Annotated in this window: 12 protein-coding genes; 9 read left to right on the forward strand and 3 right to left on the reverse strand. The window is 62.1% G+C overall.

Features of this window, described 5'->3' with window-relative positions:
* Positions 1-34: 34 nt before the first annotated feature.
* Both C444_RS16215 and C444_RS16220 read left to right on the forward strand, forming a co-directional pair.
* Entirely contained in the window at positions 35-661 is a 627-nt protein-coding gene (locus C444_RS16215) for a hypothetical protein (RefSeq protein WP_004594097.1), read from the forward strand.
* Between the two features lie 33 nt (positions 662-694).
* Positions 695-2,440: an excinuclease ABC subunit C gene (locus tag C444_RS16220; protein ID WP_004594098.1), complete on the forward strand. Its 1,746-nt coding sequence runs from the start codon at positions 695-697 to the stop codon at positions 2,438-2,440.
* Between the two features lie 107 nt (positions 2,441-2,547).
* Here C444_RS16220 and C444_RS16225 read toward each other — a convergent pair whose 3' ends face one another.
* The gene (locus C444_RS16225) at positions 2,548-3,264 is read right to left on the reverse strand and encodes a fumarylacetoacetate hydrolase family protein (protein WP_004594099.1); all 717 of its coding nucleotides are present in this window, start codon (positions 3,262-3,264) and stop codon (positions 2,548-2,550) included.
* 262 nt (positions 3,265-3,526) lie between these two features.
* Between C444_RS16225 and C444_RS16230 the strand changes: the two genes are divergently transcribed.
* From C444_RS16230 to C444_RS16250, 5 genes are all read left to right on the forward strand, one after another.
* A complete protein-coding gene (locus tag C444_RS16230) occupies positions 3,527-4,456 on the forward strand; it encodes a M48 family metallopeptidase (protein ID WP_049909560.1) in 930 nt (309 codons plus the stop codon).
* A gap of 1,237 nt (positions 4,457-5,693) precedes the next feature.
* Positions 5,694-7,145, forward strand: coding sequence for a 2,5-dioxovalerate dehydrogenase (gene xacF / locus C444_RS16235; RefSeq protein ID WP_004594101.1), 1,452 nt, complete (start codon positions 5,694-5,696; stop codon positions 7,143-7,145).
* Between the two features lie 736 nt (positions 7,146-7,881).
* On the forward strand, positions 7,882-8,964 hold the full coding sequence (gfo6, locus tag C444_RS16240) for a D-xylose 1-dehydrogenase Gfo6 (RefSeq protein WP_004594102.1): 1,083 nt from the start codon (positions 7,882-7,884) through the stop codon (positions 8,962-8,964).
* Between the two features lie 45 nt (positions 8,965-9,009).
* Positions 9,010-9,876 (forward strand): MBL fold metallo-hydrolase, encoded by an 867-nt coding sequence (locus tag C444_RS16245; protein WP_004594103.1) that lies wholly within the window; start codon positions 9,010-9,012, stop codon positions 9,874-9,876.
* A 129-nt stretch (positions 9,877-10,005) separates the two neighbouring features.
* The gene (locus C444_RS16250) at positions 10,006-11,181 is read left to right on the forward strand and encodes a mandelate racemase family protein (protein WP_004594104.1); all 1,176 of its coding nucleotides are present in this window, start codon (positions 10,006-10,008) and stop codon (positions 11,179-11,181) included.
* A gap of 35 nt (positions 11,182-11,216) precedes the next feature.
* On the opposite strand, the gene C444_RS16255 is transcribed toward C444_RS16250, so the two are convergent.
* Entirely contained in the window at positions 11,217-12,143 is a 927-nt protein-coding gene (locus C444_RS16255; protein WP_004594105.1) for a nucleoside hydrolase, read from the reverse strand.
* 364 nt (positions 12,144-12,507) lie between these two features.
* Here C444_RS16255 and C444_RS16260 point away from each other — a divergent pair, with 364 nt between their 5' ends.
* Positions 12,508-15,960, forward strand: coding sequence for a CehA/McbA family metallohydrolase (locus C444_RS16260; protein ID WP_049909561.1), 3,453 nt, complete (start codon positions 12,508-12,510; stop codon positions 15,958-15,960).
* A gap of 3 nt (positions 15,961-15,963) precedes the next feature.
* Positions 15,964-16,698 carry a hypothetical protein gene (locus C444_RS16265; protein ID WP_004594107.1) on the forward strand — a complete coding sequence of 245 codons (735 nt, stop codon included), beginning with the start codon at positions 15,964-15,966 and terminating at the stop codon, positions 16,696-16,698.
* Positions 16,699-16,781: 83 nt separating this feature from the next.
* On the opposite strand, the gene C444_RS16270 is transcribed toward C444_RS16265, so the two are convergent.
* Positions 16,782-16,976, reverse strand: coding sequence for a XapX domain-containing protein (locus tag C444_RS16270; protein WP_004594108.1), 195 nt, complete (start codon positions 16,974-16,976; stop codon positions 16,782-16,784).
* Positions 16,977-17,269: the final 293 nt, after the last annotated feature.

Consider the following 17,269-nt stretch of genomic DNA (forward strand, 5'->3'; position numbering starts at 1 on the left):
GAGAATATACACGTCTCCGCAGTAAACGGGGTGTATGGATTGGGTCGCACGGGCCGAGAGCCTCCTGTACGACGGCGAGGTGATCGAAGCGGACGTTCGGCTGGACCGCGGCGGCGTCGTTGTGACGAGCCATCGCGTGCTCGTGTTCACACCGGACCGCGAGGGGTCGAACTACCGGCAGGTCGACCGGCCGAACGTCGAGGGCATCGGCGTCACCACGAGCGGCGACTGGTCGTTTCTCGAACTCGGTGTGAAGGCACTGGTCGTCGGTATTGTGCTGGTTGGGGCCGGAATGACAGTTAGCCTCGACGGCCTCGTCGGCAACGTCTCGCTCGACAGCGGCGGTGCAGCCAGCGCCGTCGGCATCGGCGGAATGCTTGGAATGCTTCAGACGATGCTGACACTGATGGCGCAACTCGACGACCTCATGCGCCTGTTCGGTGGCCTCACACTGGCCTTTGCCGCCGTCGTCCTCGGGGTCTATCTCTGGAGCCGCGACCGACTGCTCATCGTGCGCGTCGCCGGCGACGACGACATCGAACTGACCGCACCGGACGACGAGAGCATCGTCGAGCGAATCGAGGCCGCCATCGTTCCGGGTTCGGCACCCGACGACGCCGGGAGCGCGGACCAGCCATCGCCCGACGACCCGCTCCCGTGACGTTCAACCCCGCCGAGCGCCAACCCTAGAGTAATGGACGCCGACGAGGTTCGAGAGCGCGCGGGGTCGCTGCCGCGGGAACCCGGCGTGTACCTGTTCGAGCAGGACCGGGACGACAAACGCCGGGTCCTCTACGTCGGAAAGGCCGTCGACCTGCGCGACCGCGTGCGCTCGTATGCTGACCCGCGGAGCGAGCGCATCGCCAAAATGGTCGAGCGAGCCGAGACCATCGACTTCGCCGTCACCGACACCGAGACGCAGGCGCTGCTACTGGAAGCGAACCTCATCAAGCGCCACCGGCCGCCGTACAACGTCCGGCTGAAAGACGACAAGTCCTACCCACTGGTCCAGTTGACCGACCATCCTGTCCCCCGAATCGAGGTGACGCGCGACCCCGAGGACGGCGCGACCGTCTACGGCCCGTTCACCGACAAGGGGCGGGTCGAGACGGTGGTGAAGGCACTGCGGGAGACGTACGGCCTGCGGGGCTGTTCCGACCACAAGTACAGCAACCGGGACCGGCCCTGTCTCGACTACGAGATGGGCATCTGTACCGCGCCCTGTACCGGCGAAATCGGCGAAGCCAACTACGCCGAGGACGTGGAATCGGTCACGCGGTACTTCGAAGGCGAAACGGGCGTTCTCGCCGATCCGCTACGCCGCGAGATGGAAGCCGCCGCACAGAACCAGGAGTTCGAGCGCGCGGCGAACCTCCGGGACAAGCTCGGAGCCGTCGAGGCGCTCCACGGCGAGGGCGACACCGCCGTCAGCGACTCCGCGGGCTACCAGACGACGGACGTACTCGGGGCCGCCGTCGAAGGCGAGCGCGCCATCGTCGCCCGGCTCCACGCCGAGGGCGGCAAGCTCGTCGAACGGGACCGGCACACGCTGGAGGCCCCGGACGGCGAGGGGACTGCCGGCGTGTACCGGGCGTTCATCCCGCAGTACTACGCCGAGCGGGAGCTACCCGACCGGATTCTCTGTGCCGAGGACCCCGCCGACCCGGACATCGAGGCCTGGCTGGAGAGCGAGGGCGTCACCCTCGGCGTGCCCGGGGCCGGACGGGAGGCGACGCTGGTCGACCTTGCACTGAAAAACGCCCGCCAGCGCGGCGGGACCGACGACGAGAGCGGCCGTCTGGCCGACGCGCTGGGCATCGACCGCCCGAGCCGCATCGAGGGGTTCGACGTGAGCCACGCCCAGGGCCGGTCGGCCGTCGGCTCGAACGTCACCTTCGTCGACGAGACGCCGGAGAAGAGCGACTACCGGCGGAAGAAGCTCACCGAGCAAAACGACGACTACGCGAACATGCGGGAACTCCTTCGCTGGCGGGCCACGCGCGCCGTCGAGGGACGGGATGACCGGCCGGACCCGGACCTGCTGCTGATCGACGGCGGCGACGGCCAGCTCGGCGCGGCCCGCGACGCCCTCGCCGAGACCGGCTGGGACGTGCCGGCCATCGCGTTGGCGAAGGACGAGGAGCTGGTCATCACGCCCGACCGCGTGTACGACTGGGACGACGACGCCCCACAGCTCCACCTGCTCCAGCGGATTCGCGACGAGGCCCACCGCTTTGCCGTGCAGTACCACCAGACGCTACGGGACGAAGTGTCGACGACGCTCGATGACGTGCCCGGCGTCGGCCCCGAAACGCGGAAGCGACTGCTCCGGCGCTTCGGTAGCGTGGACAGCGTCAGAGCGGCCTCCGACGAGGAACTGACGGCTATCGACGGTATCGGTGAGCAAACCGCGGAGACGATTCGGACCCGGCTACAGTGATTTCATATAGCAGATAGCAGTTTATCACCGCGAGCTGTCCAAACCCGCTGCTCTGCCGTATCGCCGTCGTAAAAGCCGCTACGTCACGATTTCAGCTATCCGCTACGTTACGATTCAACAACCGAGTTGCGGAGTGTTCCGACGCCCTCGTAGGTGATCTCGATTGTGTCACCGGGCACGACCGTACCCGGGTTGGCCGGGCTACCGAACGCGATGACATCGCCGGGCCGGAACGTGAACCGCTCCGAGAGGTACGCGACTACCTCGTGCGGTCCGAACAGCATCTCGCTGGTATTGGCAGACTGTCGGCGCTCGTCGTTGATGTCGGTGTACATATCGATCCCGGTGGGGTCGACGTCAGTCTCGATCCATGGCCCCAGGGGTCCGGAGCCGTCGAAGGCCTTGCGTGCGGTTCGGCCCTGCTGGTCCAGCGCGTCGACGTCGTTCAGTATCGTGTACCCCCGAACAACGTCCTGGACGTCAGCCGGGTCGAGGTCGTGACACCGCTCACCGATGACCGCAGCTAACTCACCGGCGTAGGTGAGTTCGTCGGTGAACGTCGGGTAGGGAATGTCCTGCTCGTGTGCGAGCAGCGCCGTCGGGGGCTTGATGAAGAAATCCGGCTCCTCGGGCCGGTCGTAATCCATCTGGTCGTTCGTAGCGGCGTAGTTCCGACCGACGCAGTACAGCGCGGTCGGTTCACACGGCGGAAGCAGTCGGCCATCGCGGCCAACCACGTACTGGCCGTCATCAGCGTCGATGACGCCGTCAACATATTCGCCGGTTACTGGTCCATCCTCGGTCAGAAGGCGTGCAGTTCGCATACTGAATGGTCTGTGCGGCGGTGAAAAAGGCGTGTCGACTACGGTGTGCGCCGCTCCGAATCTATCACCCGCAGCAAGGCCTGAAACGCTGTTCTGTCGCCGGTCCGTCGAAGTAGTTGTTCCTTTTCTGTATCCGGAGTAAACCCACTACCGCTATATCAAATAGTCCAACGACCGCGAAACTGGCATCAAAGCATTCGAACAACGGAACGGCGGTGACACCACCGAAGCGATTTTTTCGTACAACGGCGTACCGGCAGACATGTCTGTGACCCGACGGCTACTCATGGCCGTCGTCGGACTGCTATCGCTGCTGGTCTATCTCGCGGCGGCATACGTCGGGTATATGCTGCTTCTGCCAGTGTGGGACAGCCGTCCGTCGCCACTGACAGCCGCTCTGGTCATTATCGGGACGGCGATTGCTCTTGGCATCCTGAACTACTGGGCTGCAACGGCGCAGCTCAAGCGGTCTCTCGATGCAGTCGAACTCTCACGGGCGCGTGTGCCGGAGGTCTACCGCCGCCTCGACACGCTTGTCGATCAGATGGACGTCGAGACGCCGACGTTGCTACTGGCAGAGTTGCCAGTCCCGAACGCGTTCGCCATCGGCGGCGGCGCTGGGGTTATCGTCGTCGACCGACAGCTGTTCCGACTGCTGTCCGTGTCGGAGTTCGAGGCGCTGCTGGCCCACGAACTCGCGCATCTGGAGACCCGTGATGCGCTCATTCAGACTGTCGCGTATAGTCTCGTCCAGACGGTTATCGGGCTCATCAGTCTCGTGGTATTCCCCATCGTAGTGCTAACCGGCGGTATCGCCCGTTCGCTCGCGTTGCTACGTGGCGACCCGTCGTCGTGGTCGCGCTCCTGGCTTGGGCGGGCACAGCGGTACGCGCTACAGGTCGTTGCCGGTCTCGGATTCGCGGTAACACTGCTGATACTCGGCTACTCCAGACGTCGCGAGTTGGCAGCCGACGACCGCGCAATCGAGATAACAGGGAATCCAGTTGGGCTTGCACGTGCCCTCGCGAAAATCGAGCGGGCGTCGAAGCCAGACCCCGGTCACCTGCGGCAATTATACGTACACAGCGAAGCGGACAGCGAGCTTTCACGCCTCTTGTCGACGCATCCGCCGATGGACGAACGAATACAGCGGTTACAGGAGCGAGCGCGCACGGTAGTTCCGCGAGGGTGAGCAAATCATCGGGGAGCCGTCGGTAGCTGCGTCGTTCAGTGATGGCGAAAACGTAGTAACATATTCAATCAGCGCCTTCAGGTATGTACAACCAGATTCGACAACCACATTGGAGGGATATAGTCAAAAATCGGCCAAGTCCGTGATAGGGACTACTCGTAATACGTCGGTTTCAGCAAGCTTGTCTGACCGGCGAACGTCTTGTTGAGGCGAGAATAGAACACGACTGTGTGGTTTGTCGCGACGCTGGACGACATAAGTAGCCGGATACTTTGCATCCGAGGCCGACGTGGTGAAAGTCTCTATATACACATTGAGAGCAACATAGCGGTCCTAGAAACCGCTATGTTCGGCAAGGCGCTACATCCGCATATGCAAGCCAGCATCCCACAGCGAGCGACCGAGGGGGCAAAAAGCCACACATATGGATGCCCGCTGTGTAACTGTGGTGCGGACAGTGAAGAGGACATTTACTGCCATCTGCTGGTTTCACACCGGAAGAGCGCACTTGCTGACGCCCTTCTCGAAAGAGTGGATAGCGACGATTTATCCCGGGTTTGATTTCGATACGGGCAGCAGTATCACCTTATAGTACCAAATAGTGGGTTTTGGAACTATTAATATAGTATTTGTACTCGTGCTTGTCGGCTTGTAACCCATACTCTGAGATCGAGGGATATCGCTGCAACAGTTACATGGTAGATCCGACCTAGTTCGAGAGAATTGGGCCGTACTACAGCGCATTGATTGGTATTTTGTCGTCGGTACTGTTTATCGCTATCAATCAAATATCGCTATATTAAATAGTGGGAGTTCGGCTCACCAACAACAGCCAATCCAGCAACTACCGGTGTGGATCGATAACATACATACACGTGTTATGCTATGAAATAGAGTTATATACTAGGAGAGGGCGCAGCAGCGATCAGTCGTAGCAACGCAAATACCGAACGCGGCCAAACCCATGTTGTGACAGATCTGGCAACACACAGATTCCGTGTTGTCGTGCTGTTTGACAGCGGTAGCTATTTTAGTGGTCTGCAATTGCGATTCAGCTGTAAGTCTGTCATCGCGAATTCGGTGTTGGACCGTCGATACTGGGTACACTGGCTACGGTGCCGGTTATCCAGCATTGCCGTGACCCACCGGCACCAGCCGGTCGTTCCACACCGTCGAACGACGGGTACAGCGAAGGATGGGAAACGCGTAAGTATTGGGAATGAGATGAATCAAACGTATGACGCAGACGTACGAGAACTATATCGGTGGCGAGTGGACCGGAAGCAATTCCGGGGAGACACAGGATATCGCGAACCCGGCGGACGAGAGCGATGTCGTCAGCACGGTTCCGGTGTCCTCGACCGAGGAGACGGACGAAGCAGTCGCAGCCGCGGCAGAAGCAACGGACGAATGGAGCGGGATGCCTGGCCCGGAGCGCGGTGCGATCCTGCGTGAGACCGGTGAAATCCTGAAGTCCCGGAAAGACGAGCTTGCGGAGACGCTGACCCGAGAAGAGGGGAAACCGCTCGGCGAAGCCGAAGGCGAGGTACAGCGTGCGATTGATATCTTCTATTACTACGCGGAGAAGGCCCGCGACTTCGGCGGGACCGTCAAACAGCCAAGCGGCGGCCGCGCCGGTCTGCAGACGAAGAAGGAGCCGATGGGCGTCGCGGCGCTCATCACGCCGTGGAACTACCCCATCGCGATCCCGGCCTGGAAGATCGCGCCGGCGCTTGCGGTCGGCAACACCGTCGTCATCAAGCCCGCGATGCAGGCGCCGACCGTCGGCACAATGATCGTCGAGGCGCTGGACGAGGCCGGCATTCCGGACGGCGCTATCAACCTAGTCTGTGGCCCCGGTAGCGAGGTCGGTGAGCGGCTGACCACCCACGACGACGTGGACGTGGTGTCGTTCACCGGCAGTGCCTCGGTCGGCGAGCACGTCTACGACCAGGCGACGAACAACGGGAAGCGCGCGCAGGCGGAGATGGGCGGGAAGAACCCGACCGTCGTCATGCCGAGCGCCGACGTGGACAAGGCGGCCGACATCGTCGGAGCAGGGGCCTTCGGCGGTACGGGCCAGGCCTGTACGGCGACCTCCCGAGCTATCGTCCACGAAGACGTGTACGACGAGTTCCTCGACGCAATCGTCGACTACGCCGAGTCCCTCGAGATCGGCGACGGTCTCGACCGGGCCGACATGGGCCCCCACGTCAGCGAGGACGAACTCGCAGGGAGCCTGGAGTATATCGACATCGCACAGTCGGAAGGAGCGACGCTGGAGACCGGCGGCGAGGAGCTCACCGGCGGCCAGTACGACGCCGGGAACTTCATTTCGCCGGCCGTCTTCTCCGACGTCGAGCCGGACATGCGCATCGCACAGGAAGAGGTGTTCGGCCCGGTGCTGGCCGTGATTCCGGTCTCCGACTTCGACGAGGGCGTCGAGGTCGCCAACGACATCGACTACGGCCTCTCGGCCAGCGTCGTGACCGACCGGATCGAGGAGGAAAACGAGTTCATCGAGCGCTCCGAGTCCGGCGTGGTCAAGGTCAACGAGAAGACCACCGGGCTGGAGCTGCACGTGCCCTTCGGCGGCCTCAAGCGCTCCTCGACCAATACCTACCGCGAGCAGGGTGACGCTGGACTGGAGTTCTTCAGCTACATCAAGACGGTGTACCGCAACAGCTAATCGAGGCGGCCACCGTCGTCGACTACGGAGTTTATTTTCTGTTGCAAAAATTTTATATACTATTATTCTTTATATTCTGGTGCTCTTGTCCACCGCAAGAGCGAGCGTGCAAAGTCATGGTCGTAGCCCAACCGACCGACGATGGTGGAACGGTCCCAGCACCGACACTGTCTGTCCCGTACAGACGTTCCACTCTCGTTATTAGCGCACCAGCATCCAGTGCAAGCTTCACTACCGCGAAATGTCACTAACCGGGTCGATCTGAGTACGGCGAGAAACGAGATCGAGACCAGTGTTCGATTGGACTCATCGCCGTTCTATCGGTAGCAGTCATTGCAGACACCCCGTCTGAACACAACGAGTGGAACAGCGATTCGAATCGATCCGCTGGCAAACGAACCGTGGCACCCCACTCACGACCGCCCGTTCATAATGATGGAACAGCTATCGTAACGATTGTACTGTCGTTATTCTCGGTACGGAAACCGGAGATCGGAAACGAAGACAGACCACAGACGGCCCGTGTAACAGCATTTCCCACTCGAATTGTCGACCGATCGGTGTACGATATCTGCAGGTGAGACTGTCAAGTCATTCCACAATACAAAACGTCTATCTCTTCTTCCGGGACTAGCTTGCTTAGCGGTTGAACTACCATTCGCTCCACTGGAACAGTACAGGCCGACACGGGCGTTCCAACACAAAAAATAACATTCAGCCAGTCGATGACAGCGGCATGAACGTTGACGCGCTCACTGGAGGATTCGACCGTCGAGACTGGCAGGAACAGACAGAGACCGATGACCCAGTTCGGTTCGCGATGATCGGCGTCGGCTGGTGGACCACCGAACAGGCGATGCCCGCCGTCGACGCGGGGGACCTCTGTGAAACGACTGTGCTGGTCAGTAGCGATCGCGAGAAAGCGGCGGACGTGGCAGCTGGTTCGGAGACAGTCGAACACGCGATTACGTACGAGGAGTTCCACGACGGGGTCGCAGGCGACGCGTACGACGCCGTCTACATCGTTACCCCGAACGCGCGCCACCTCCCGTACGTCGAGACGGCAGCGGAGCTGGACAAGGCGATCCTCTGTGAGAAACCGATGGAGGCCACCATCGAGCGCGCCGAGCGGATGGTCGAGGTCTGTGACGAGCACGACGCGACGTTGATGATCGCCTACCGGATGCACACCGAGCCAGCCGTCCGGCGAGCGAAGGACCTCATCGAGGAGGGGTACATCGGCGAGCCGCTGTTCGTCCACGGCAACATGACCGAACCCATCCTCGAACTCGTTCCCGACCCCGACCAGTGGCGGCTGGACGGGGAGCTGTCCGGCGGGTGTGCCGTCATGGATATCGGTATCTATCCGCTGAACACGAGCCGATTCCTGCTGGATGCCGACCCCGTGGCCGTGCGTGGAACCGTCGCATCGGTGCAGGAGGAGTTCGCCGACGTGCCCGACGAACACGGCGCGTTCCAGCTAGATTTCCCCGGGCACATGTACGCAGTGTGTACTGCCAGCCAGAACGCGCATCTCGACAGCCACATATCCGTACTCGGAACGGAGGGCAAGGTCCGCGTCGAACCGGCTTTCTACCCCTGGGACGACCGCGCACTCCAGCTGTCTCACGAGGGGACGACGGTCGACATCGACTTCGAACAGATCGACCAGATGGAAGAGGAGTTCGAGTACTTCGCCCACTGCCTGCTGACCGACACTGAGCTCTACGCCGACGGCGAACACGGCCTGGTCGACATCAAGACGATCAAGGCCGTCTACGAGGCCTCCGAGACGGAGTCGACGGTCACGCTAGAGTGAGTGTCGCCACGGGCCTTTTTGATCGGGCCGGACGTAGTTCGGCGCATGGTTCAATCAACATGGGACGACTGGTTCGTCCGCGACGAGATAGAAGCGACAGACCCTGGTGACGGGGTCGTCATCTGGTATCTCGGCTGTAACGGTTTCGTGCTCCGCTCGCAGTCGACGACGCTGTACATCGACCCGTACTTCGGGACTGGCGACCCGCCGAACCTCATCCGGATGATTCCGGTACCGATGGACCCCGCCGACGCGACCGAGTGCGATGCCACGCTCGTCACACACGAGCACATCGACCATATGCATCCGCCGTCGTACGGCCCGCTGGTCGAGGACCTCGGCGCGGACCTGTATGCCCCGTCAGCATCGTATGACTCCCCGGACTACGACGGTGAGATACGGGTGCCCGACGGGCAGCGCAATCAAATCGCTGTCGGTGACGAGTTCACTGTCGGCGATTTCACCGTCCACGTTACTGGGACGAACGACCCCGACGCTATCGAACCGGTTGGGTACGTCATCGAGCACGACGCCGGGACGTTCTTCCACGCCGGCGACAGCCGGCCCGCCGACGCGTTTGTCGATGTCGGCGAACGGTTCGACATCGATGTAGGCGCGCTAGCGTTCGGCACCGTCGGCTCCATCTACGAGCCAGACCCCGACTCCGGTGTCAGAACGAAGTGGTATATGGACGAAAACGAGATCATCGAGGCCGCGAACCAGCTCCAGCTATCCCGGTTGCTCCCCTCGCATCACGACATGTGGCAGGGCGAAGCCGGCGACCCGAAGGTGCTTCACGAGCACGCGGTGTCTTTCGAGTATCCGCGAGTAATCGAACCGCTGTATATCGGCTGTTCGGTTCGGCTGGGCGAACCTGGGGTTCGGCGTATCGGCGCGCTCGGCGACGGCTGATACCGTCGCCGTTTCCGCCCTGCCTTTTGTTTGATGAAGCGGATAGGGGTTCAAACAGCCACCCGGCGTTTGCTGTCGTTCGTTTGCCGCGGGATAGCTTTAATATCCCAACCTCAGAACGTCAGACAAATGTCGCCAACGATAACAAAGATCGAAAGCCGGGAGTTCGAATATCCCTTAGAGGACGTGGGGACCGACAAGCACGGCTTCAATCTGGTCTATGCGCCGGGCGAGACAACCACGCGGAAACTATTCGGCGTCCAGATCCATACTGACGAGGGAATCACGGGCGAGTACGTGGGCGGCAACTCGCCGGCAGCCGCACAGTACAACATCGTCTCACAGTACCTCATCGGCAAGGACCCGCTGAAACGCGAGAAGCACTGGTCCGAATGCAAGCGTGCGCTCCGGAAGTACGACCGGATGGGCATCGGCCCCATCGACATCGCGCTGTGGGACTTCGCCGGCAAGTACTACGACGCGCCGATTCACGAACTACTGGGGACCTATCGCGAGCGCATCCCCGCCTATGCGTCGACCTATCACGGCGACGACGCGGGCGGGCTGGACTCGCCCGAGGCCTTCGCCGACTTCGCCGAGGAGTGCCGCGATGAAGGCTTCGGCGGCTTCAAGATTCACGGCTGGGGCGGCGGCGACGACGCCCGGAGTCTCGACCGCGAGGTCGAGGCAGTCCACGCTGTCGGCGAAGCAGTCGGCGACGAGATGGACCTGATGCACGATCCGGCCTGCGAACTGGAGACGTTCGCTGACGCGCTGGAACTGGGCCGAGCGCTCGACGAGCAGGGCTTCTTCTGGTACGAGGACCCGTTCCGCGACGGCGGTATCTCACAGCACGCCCACAAGAAGCTGGCACAGAAGCTCGACACGCCGATTCTCCAGACCGAGCACATCCGCGGACTGGAAATCAAGTCAGACTTCGCCGCCAGCGAGGCAACCGACTTCCTGCGGGCCGACCCCGAGTACGACGCGGGCATCACCGGCGCGATCAAGGTGGCCCGCATGGCCGAGGCGTTCGGACTGGACGTAGAGTTCCACGCGCCCGGTCCCGCTCAGCGGCACTGTATCGCCGCCTGCCGCAACTCCAACTACTACGAGATGGCGCTGGTCCACCCGGACTGCCAGAACACCCAGCCGCCAGTGTACGAGGGCGGCTACTCCGATCTGATGGACGCGGTCGATGACGATGGAACGGTCGGCGTTCCCGACGGTCCCGGCCTGGGTGTGGAGTACGACTGGGACTACATCGAGGACAACACTACCGGGAGCGTCCACGTCTACGAATAGCGCCGCAAGTACCTGTCAAAGAGTGAGGGTTCGAATCATTCTGCCACGTACGCTCTGACGCCGGTTTCGAGAACCTCGCGGTAGCGGTCCACGTCGATATCGACGGCCACCTCGCTGTTTGGCTCGTTGTCGGTCGTGCCGTGCTCGTCGCAGATGACGGCCCCGTGGCAGGGGCCGCCGGTCGTGTCGACCTCGAGGTAGTACTCCTCGAAGGTGAGCACCGAGTCGTCGATGATATCGGCGACGACAGCAGCGTCGTGGATAGCTGGCGCGTCGGCCAGCGGGTAGGTTCCGGAGTCGGGCCGGTAGTCGAGCCACTCGGCGACGGTCCCACGGGCGCCACCAGCTGTGCGAAATTCCTCGATGAACTCACTGGAAACGGTGGCGCGGTTGGTCACATCCAGACCGACCATCCGCGTGCTGGCGTCCTGCAGGACGCGGCTGGCCGCCGCAGGGTCGTTGTGGAAGTTGGCCTCGGCCATCGGCGTCACGTTCCCAGTCGTCATCGCCGCACCACCCATGAGATAGATATCGTCAACGAGATCGGGCAGACGGGGTTCCTTTGCCAGTGCGAGTGCCAAGTTCGGAAGCGGACCGACGGCCGCAATCGTCAGTTCGTCCCCGTACTCGTGGGCGGCTTCGACGATTGCGTCGGCCCCGTGGATGTCCCGCGTGTCGCCGTCGGCGTCGGGGATGTCGCCGTGGAGCCCGTTCTCGCCGTGGATCCACTCGGCGGTGGTGAGATCGTCGACGAGCGGGCGACCACAGCCCCGGAACACCGGAACGTCGTAGCCACCGAGACCCAGTATCGCGTGGGCGTTTCGCGTCGTGTTCTCGATAGTCGTGTTCCCGCAGACAGTCGAGAGACCGACAACGTCGACCGTATCGTGACCGAGCGCCATCGCCAGCATGACCGCATCGTCGCAGCCAGGATCCGTATCGAAGAAGACTTTGCGTGACATACCTCCGAAGTTCCGCCCATCGGGTCTTAAAAGCTGGTACGTACCGGTTGTGACACGAACATCGCTGTAGACAGACCGGCAGTGTTCTGTGGGCAATCTGTCGGGACATCATCCAATCACAATCAGTGTGTCGGAATGTGTGGCCGACAGATCAGGTGTGTCCGTCAGCGTCGTCTTATACCGGCCAAGTGGTATGATTGCAGGGGACAGCTAAGAGTAGGCCCAGCCCCAGAGTCGAGGGTCGGGCCACGGTTCGCAGAGACGGGGCGAAGTCGGGCATTCGTTACAGACAACAGTCAGTATCCGGACACAGTGTGTCCATCATAAATGTTAACTATATAGTCACAATACCGTCCAGAAAGTGATGGGTAGAAATCATATACGACCAGTACTACTCAGCGTACTACTCGTTTTGTCGGTTGTCAGTACCGGCTTCCTCGGAAGCGCCGCTGCTGCACCGAACGAGCGAAACGAGCTGGCAACGACGAACAGTCAGACAGCAACACAGACGGCCTCGGCTGGTGGGGCGACCTGTCAGCTGGACAGTAGTTGTCCAGTTCCTGACGATTCGGTCGATCTCAACAACAGTGGTGCCGGCGTCGACGTGTTGATCGACGGGAGCCATCAGGGCTCGACGTTTACGAAGTTCGCAAACCGACTCAGCGAACGCGGGTACGACGTCGATACAAAACGGTCGACGACCGGCGGGCTGACTTCGTGGAACGGTTCAGCCGCGAACGGGCTGTCGGACTACGACGTTGTCGTTATTCCCGTTCCCCAGACGGCCTATAGCGAGGCCGAACAGGAGGCAATCGACGACTACGTCAGAAACGGCGGCAGCCTGTTCGTCGTCGGGGACTGGACCTCGCCGCTGCAGGGTCACGCCGGCAAGCTCAACGACATCACCGACCCGTACGGGCTCCACTTCAACGGCGAGAGCGACACGTGGCTCCGGAACATTCAGGACCCGACCAACAAGACAGTCGAAGACTACGAGTGGCGAGTTGTGCTCCACAACACGGGCCAGCATCCGATAATGAACAACGTGGACACCGTTGAGTACGACGGCGTCAGTCTCAACGTGACCGATACCGAAAACGGGACGCAGGCCCCGTTGCTGTACGGTGACAGCGACACCTACGAGTACACCTACTCCACGACAGAGAAAGAGTACCCTCGTGGCGAGCGCATCGTCGGTGCAGCCGCGACGTGGGATATCGGTGACAACGGCCGCGTCGTCGCCTTCGGCAGTCAGAAGTCGCTCACGACGTATCTCACCGATGAGTGGCAGGCCGAGCACCAACAGACCGATACGCGGCCGTTCCTCTTCCGGACGGTGAAGTGGCTGGCCTCGTCGGGCCACGTCGAGCGACCGGACAGGCCGGTCGCCGTCACCGGCGAGCGAGTCAAGGGCGGTGAGACGCCGGCGAACGAGACGATCGTCCTGAAAAACAGCGAAGTCGCCGCCGCCATCGGCACCGAAACGAACGGTCCCTTCGGTACCTTGCCGGGCGGTATCTACGACGCTAACGCGTATGGGCTGACGACCGACCAGATCGGCGTCGCCGAGTTCGCGTTCAACAACTTCGGGACGTGGCCCGTTTACGAGTCCTTCGAGCGCCAGAACGCAACCGGGCCGAGCGGCGCAGCAGTCGTCACCGCGACCGGTCACGTCAGTACGAATCCGAACGTCTCTATCACGACGACGTACACGCTGCCGGCCAACTCCAGCCACATCTGGATCAACACCACGATGGAGAACGGCGGTGACCAGCGCCTCCCGGTCAACGATTCCGAGCGGCTCCAGAGCGGGGCCGCACTGAGTTCCGAGGGGCAGTCAACTTGGCTTCCCGGCTCGGGGGCAATCGAGGAGACACGCTCGCCACCAGTGAGTGCCGACACACTTGACCAGCCCTGGGCTGCGCTCACCGGGGACCGCGTGAGCTACGGCGTCTGGGGCGGGAACGGCTCCTTTACCTCGTACACGGGTTCCACAACCTGGATTGATCCGTGGCTCGAACACCGCCTCGATTCCGGCGAAACGCGGTCAGCAGAGTTCGCCTTCTTCGTCGGCGAGGACGGCGCAAGTAGCGGAACCAGCGAGTACTACAACAAGCAGCAGGGAACCGAGACGGGGACGGTGACCGGCAGCATCGAAAGCACGGACGACGAGTCCGTCTCACAGGCCACAATCACCGCCTCGAAAGGCGACCGTGCGTTCACCTACACTGTCGGGTCGGAGACCGGAACGTACGAACTCGAACTCCCCGCCGGCGAGTACACGCTGACGGCCGATGCCAGCGGGTTCGCGGCGTCAAATCCTAAATCCGTCACCGTAAGCAGCGGCGAAACGGTCACCGCCGATTTCGACTCGCTGGAGGGGCCGGCCCCCGTCAACGTCACCGCGACGATAGACGACGAGGGCGAGGTCAAGCCCGCCGACGCCCGGATTACGGTGCTCGACGGCGGCACCGCAGTCCAGACCGTCTACACCCGAACAACGCCGGCCGGCACGGCCTCGTTCCAGCTCCCGCCCGGTAACTACACGCTGGTGTTCAACCACGGGACCGGCTACATCGCCGAACCGGTCGAGAAGAACATCTCGGTGACGCCCGGCGAGGCAGTCAGCGTCACCGCGACGTTCACCGAGGAACTGGATCCCAGCGAACGCAACTGGGTCGGCATCGACCCCCACGCCCACAGCAGCGTCAGCTTCGATGGCAAGACGCCCATCGACAACTTCGTCGCTATCCAGAAATCAGCTGGCGTCGACGCGGTGTTTATTTCTGACCACAACGCTATCGGCGGCTGGGGGTCGATGGAGTCACAGGCCCAAGAGCGCGACATCATGTTCGTCCGGAGCGAGGAGATCACCACCGGTGACCTCGGGCACTTCAACCCCTATCCGATGCACGGCGAGGAGATGGTCGATTCCGACGGGACTCTCGTGGAGTTCATCGAGGAGTCCCGCAGCCGACACAACGCGACGGTGTTCCAGATCAACCATCCGGGTGACCGCTTTGTCAGCCTCGACAGCGCGCCCGGCCAGCACGAGGAGTACCTCCCGATGGTCGACGCCATCGAGGCGTACAACGGCCCGTACGGCGAGTCCGACGCCGCCAGCGTTCAGGGGCTGTTTACGCTCTGGAACAACGGCTACGAGATAACGGCGACCGGTGTCAGCGACGATCACTGTTCGCAGTGCTTCCCGGCGAAATACGGGAGCGCCCGCACCCGGGCATACGTCGAGGGACCCGTCACGCCCGAGAAGTGGGCCCAGTCCGTGAAAGACGGGCACACGTACGCGACGTACGGTCCGGCCGTCGAGTTCACCGTCGACGATAGGATGCCCGGCGAGACCGTGAACACGACCGCCGGGTCGTCCGTGGAGGCGTCGGCAACAGTCCGGAACCTCGACGAACTGGCCTACGCCGAGGTCATCCGGAACGGCACGACCGTCTCGAACGTCACGCTCGACGGCACGAACGACACCATGAGCACCAACGTGGACATCGACGGGAACGCCTGGGTCGCCTTCCGCGTCGTCGACGAGGACGGCGACCGAGCGCTGACCAGCCCGGTCTGGATTTCGGCCGCCCAGCAAGCCGAATCTGGGACTGACGGCAACGGCGAATCCGGCGATGCCACGGCGACTGCCGCGCCAGACACCGAGGACGAGTCAGCGGCAACGGCGGCAGATGACACTGCAACCGCGGAGTCGGAGACGACCGCCGCGTCCGGACCCGGGTTCACTGCCGTTGTCACGCTGCTTGCACTCATCGGTGCAGCGCTGCTCGCAACGCGACGGAGGTCCTGAGTCATGTCAGGCACCAGCCAGCGACGGAGTCGGCGTGGGTTCCTCGGAACCCTCGCGCTGGCTGCGGTGACCAGCGCCGGCTGTAGCAGTCTCAGCGGGACCCAGAACAGCCAGTCAGGCGACACCGGAGCCGGCGGCTCGACGGCAACACCCGAGGCAAGTGACACCCCCGCAGAGGCAGACGATGGAGCACATCACGACGAGGCGGATGGCCACACGCATGCAGACGACGGTCACGACCACGGCGAGGGACATAGCCACGACGGCGAACACGCAGGTAGCGACGACGAAGCCGGCGGTGCTGCCGACACCGAACTCGCCGCATTCGAGTCCCACCTGCGCGAATGGTTCGTCGATATCGACTCGCTCACCGTCGAAGACAGCCGCGTCAGGCTGACATATGTCACGAAGAGCACGCGTAGTCACGAACTCGCGGCCGGCATCGAGACGGTCGTCGTCTCGTTCATCCAGGCGTACACGGACGACTGGGAGGTCGAGGGCCTCGATGCGGAAGTAATCGAGCCGTCCGGCGACGTGATGGGCTACTGGCGAACCGAATCGCGGTGGGTCGAACCGGTCGTCGAGGGCCACGAGACGCGAACCGCGCTGCTCGAACGGACGCTCGACACGTACCACGGGCGCCGTACTCGTGACCACGACCACGGGGGAGCCGAGACCGACCACAGCGGGAACGAAAGCACTCACCACCACAACGGGACCGAGCACACAGACCACTGACGGCGGCGGTGTCGTCACTGCCGTCGCCGTCGTTTTGGGAACGGGAAGTGTTGCGATTCGGTAGAAAAGGACCGTGTTGTTGCTCAGACCTTCAGCAGCGACAGCAGGCTGACGCCAACGTCGAAGTACTCGATGAGGCGATAACCGACGAGGATTCCGAGGATTCCCATGACACCGGCGAGGTTCGGCGGGGCCGGAATGGGGACATCGAGCAGTCCGAACACGACGCCGGTCGCGATGCCGGTCATCGTCGCGACGATAACAAGTGAGAGATTCATCGGTCGGTCACCACTGCCCTGCAGCGAAGACCCACACAGTCCCGTGTCGGAGCGACCCGAGAGCGGCCGATTGGTGTGTTTGAGGTGTGTGCCATTGGTGGCATAGAGAACGGATTCAAGCGGTAAGTATGCTCCTCATCGGGCCAGCAATGGTTGAGAGTAGCACACGCCAACCCCGGACGAGCCTATAATACCGAGAAGTACACCCATATGAGAGGTTTATCTCTGTTTTATATTGATATTTTCGTATTCTATATCCAGACTCAGTATGTCTAGGCACATAAAATGCGAGT

The sequence above is a fragment of the Haloarcula japonica DSM 6131 genome, from assembly GCF_000336635.1.
Lineage (GTDB): Archaea > Halobacteriota > Halobacteria > Halobacteriales > Haloarculaceae > Haloarcula > Haloarcula japonica.

Bases quoted from the DNA above. Each gene is read 5' to 3' on its own strand.
- C444_RS16215 (WP_004594097.1), top strand. From the start codon at position 35: ATGGATTGGGTCGCACGGGCCGAGAGCCTCCTGTACGACGGCGAGGTG.
- C444_RS16220 (WP_004594098.1), top strand. From the start codon at position 695: ATGGACGCCGACGAGGTTCGAGAGCGCGCGGGGTCGCTGCCGCGGGAA.
- C444_RS16225 (WP_004594099.1), bottom strand. From the start codon at position 3,264: ATGCGAACTGCACGCCTTCTGACCGAGGATGGACCAGTAACCGGCGAA.
- C444_RS16230 (WP_049909560.1), top strand. From the start codon at position 3,527: ATGTCTGTGACCCGACGGCTACTCATGGCCGTCGTCGGACTGCTATCG.
- xacF (WP_004594101.1), top strand. From the start codon at position 5,694: ATGACGCAGACGTACGAGAACTATATCGGTGGCGAGTGGACCGGAAGC.
- gfo6 (WP_004594102.1), top strand. From the start codon at position 7,882: ATGAACGTTGACGCGCTCACTGGAGGATTCGACCGTCGAGACTGGCAG.
- C444_RS16245 (WP_004594103.1), top strand. From the start codon at position 9,010: ATGGTTCAATCAACATGGGACGACTGGTTCGTCCGCGACGAGATAGAA.
- C444_RS16250 (WP_004594104.1), top strand. From the start codon at position 10,006: ATGTCGCCAACGATAACAAAGATCGAAAGCCGGGAGTTCGAATATCCC.
- C444_RS16255 (WP_004594105.1), bottom strand. From the start codon at position 12,143: ATGTCACGCAAAGTCTTCTTCGATACGGATCCTGGCTGCGACGATGCG.
- C444_RS16260 (WP_049909561.1), top strand. From the start codon at position 12,508: ATGGGTAGAAATCATATACGACCAGTACTACTCAGCGTACTACTCGTT.
- C444_RS16265 (WP_004594107.1), top strand. From the start codon at position 15,964: ATGTCAGGCACCAGCCAGCGACGGAGTCGGCGTGGGTTCCTCGGAACC.
- C444_RS16270 (WP_004594108.1), bottom strand. From the start codon at position 16,976: ATGAATCTCTCACTTGTTATCGTCGCGACGATGACCGGCATCGCGACC.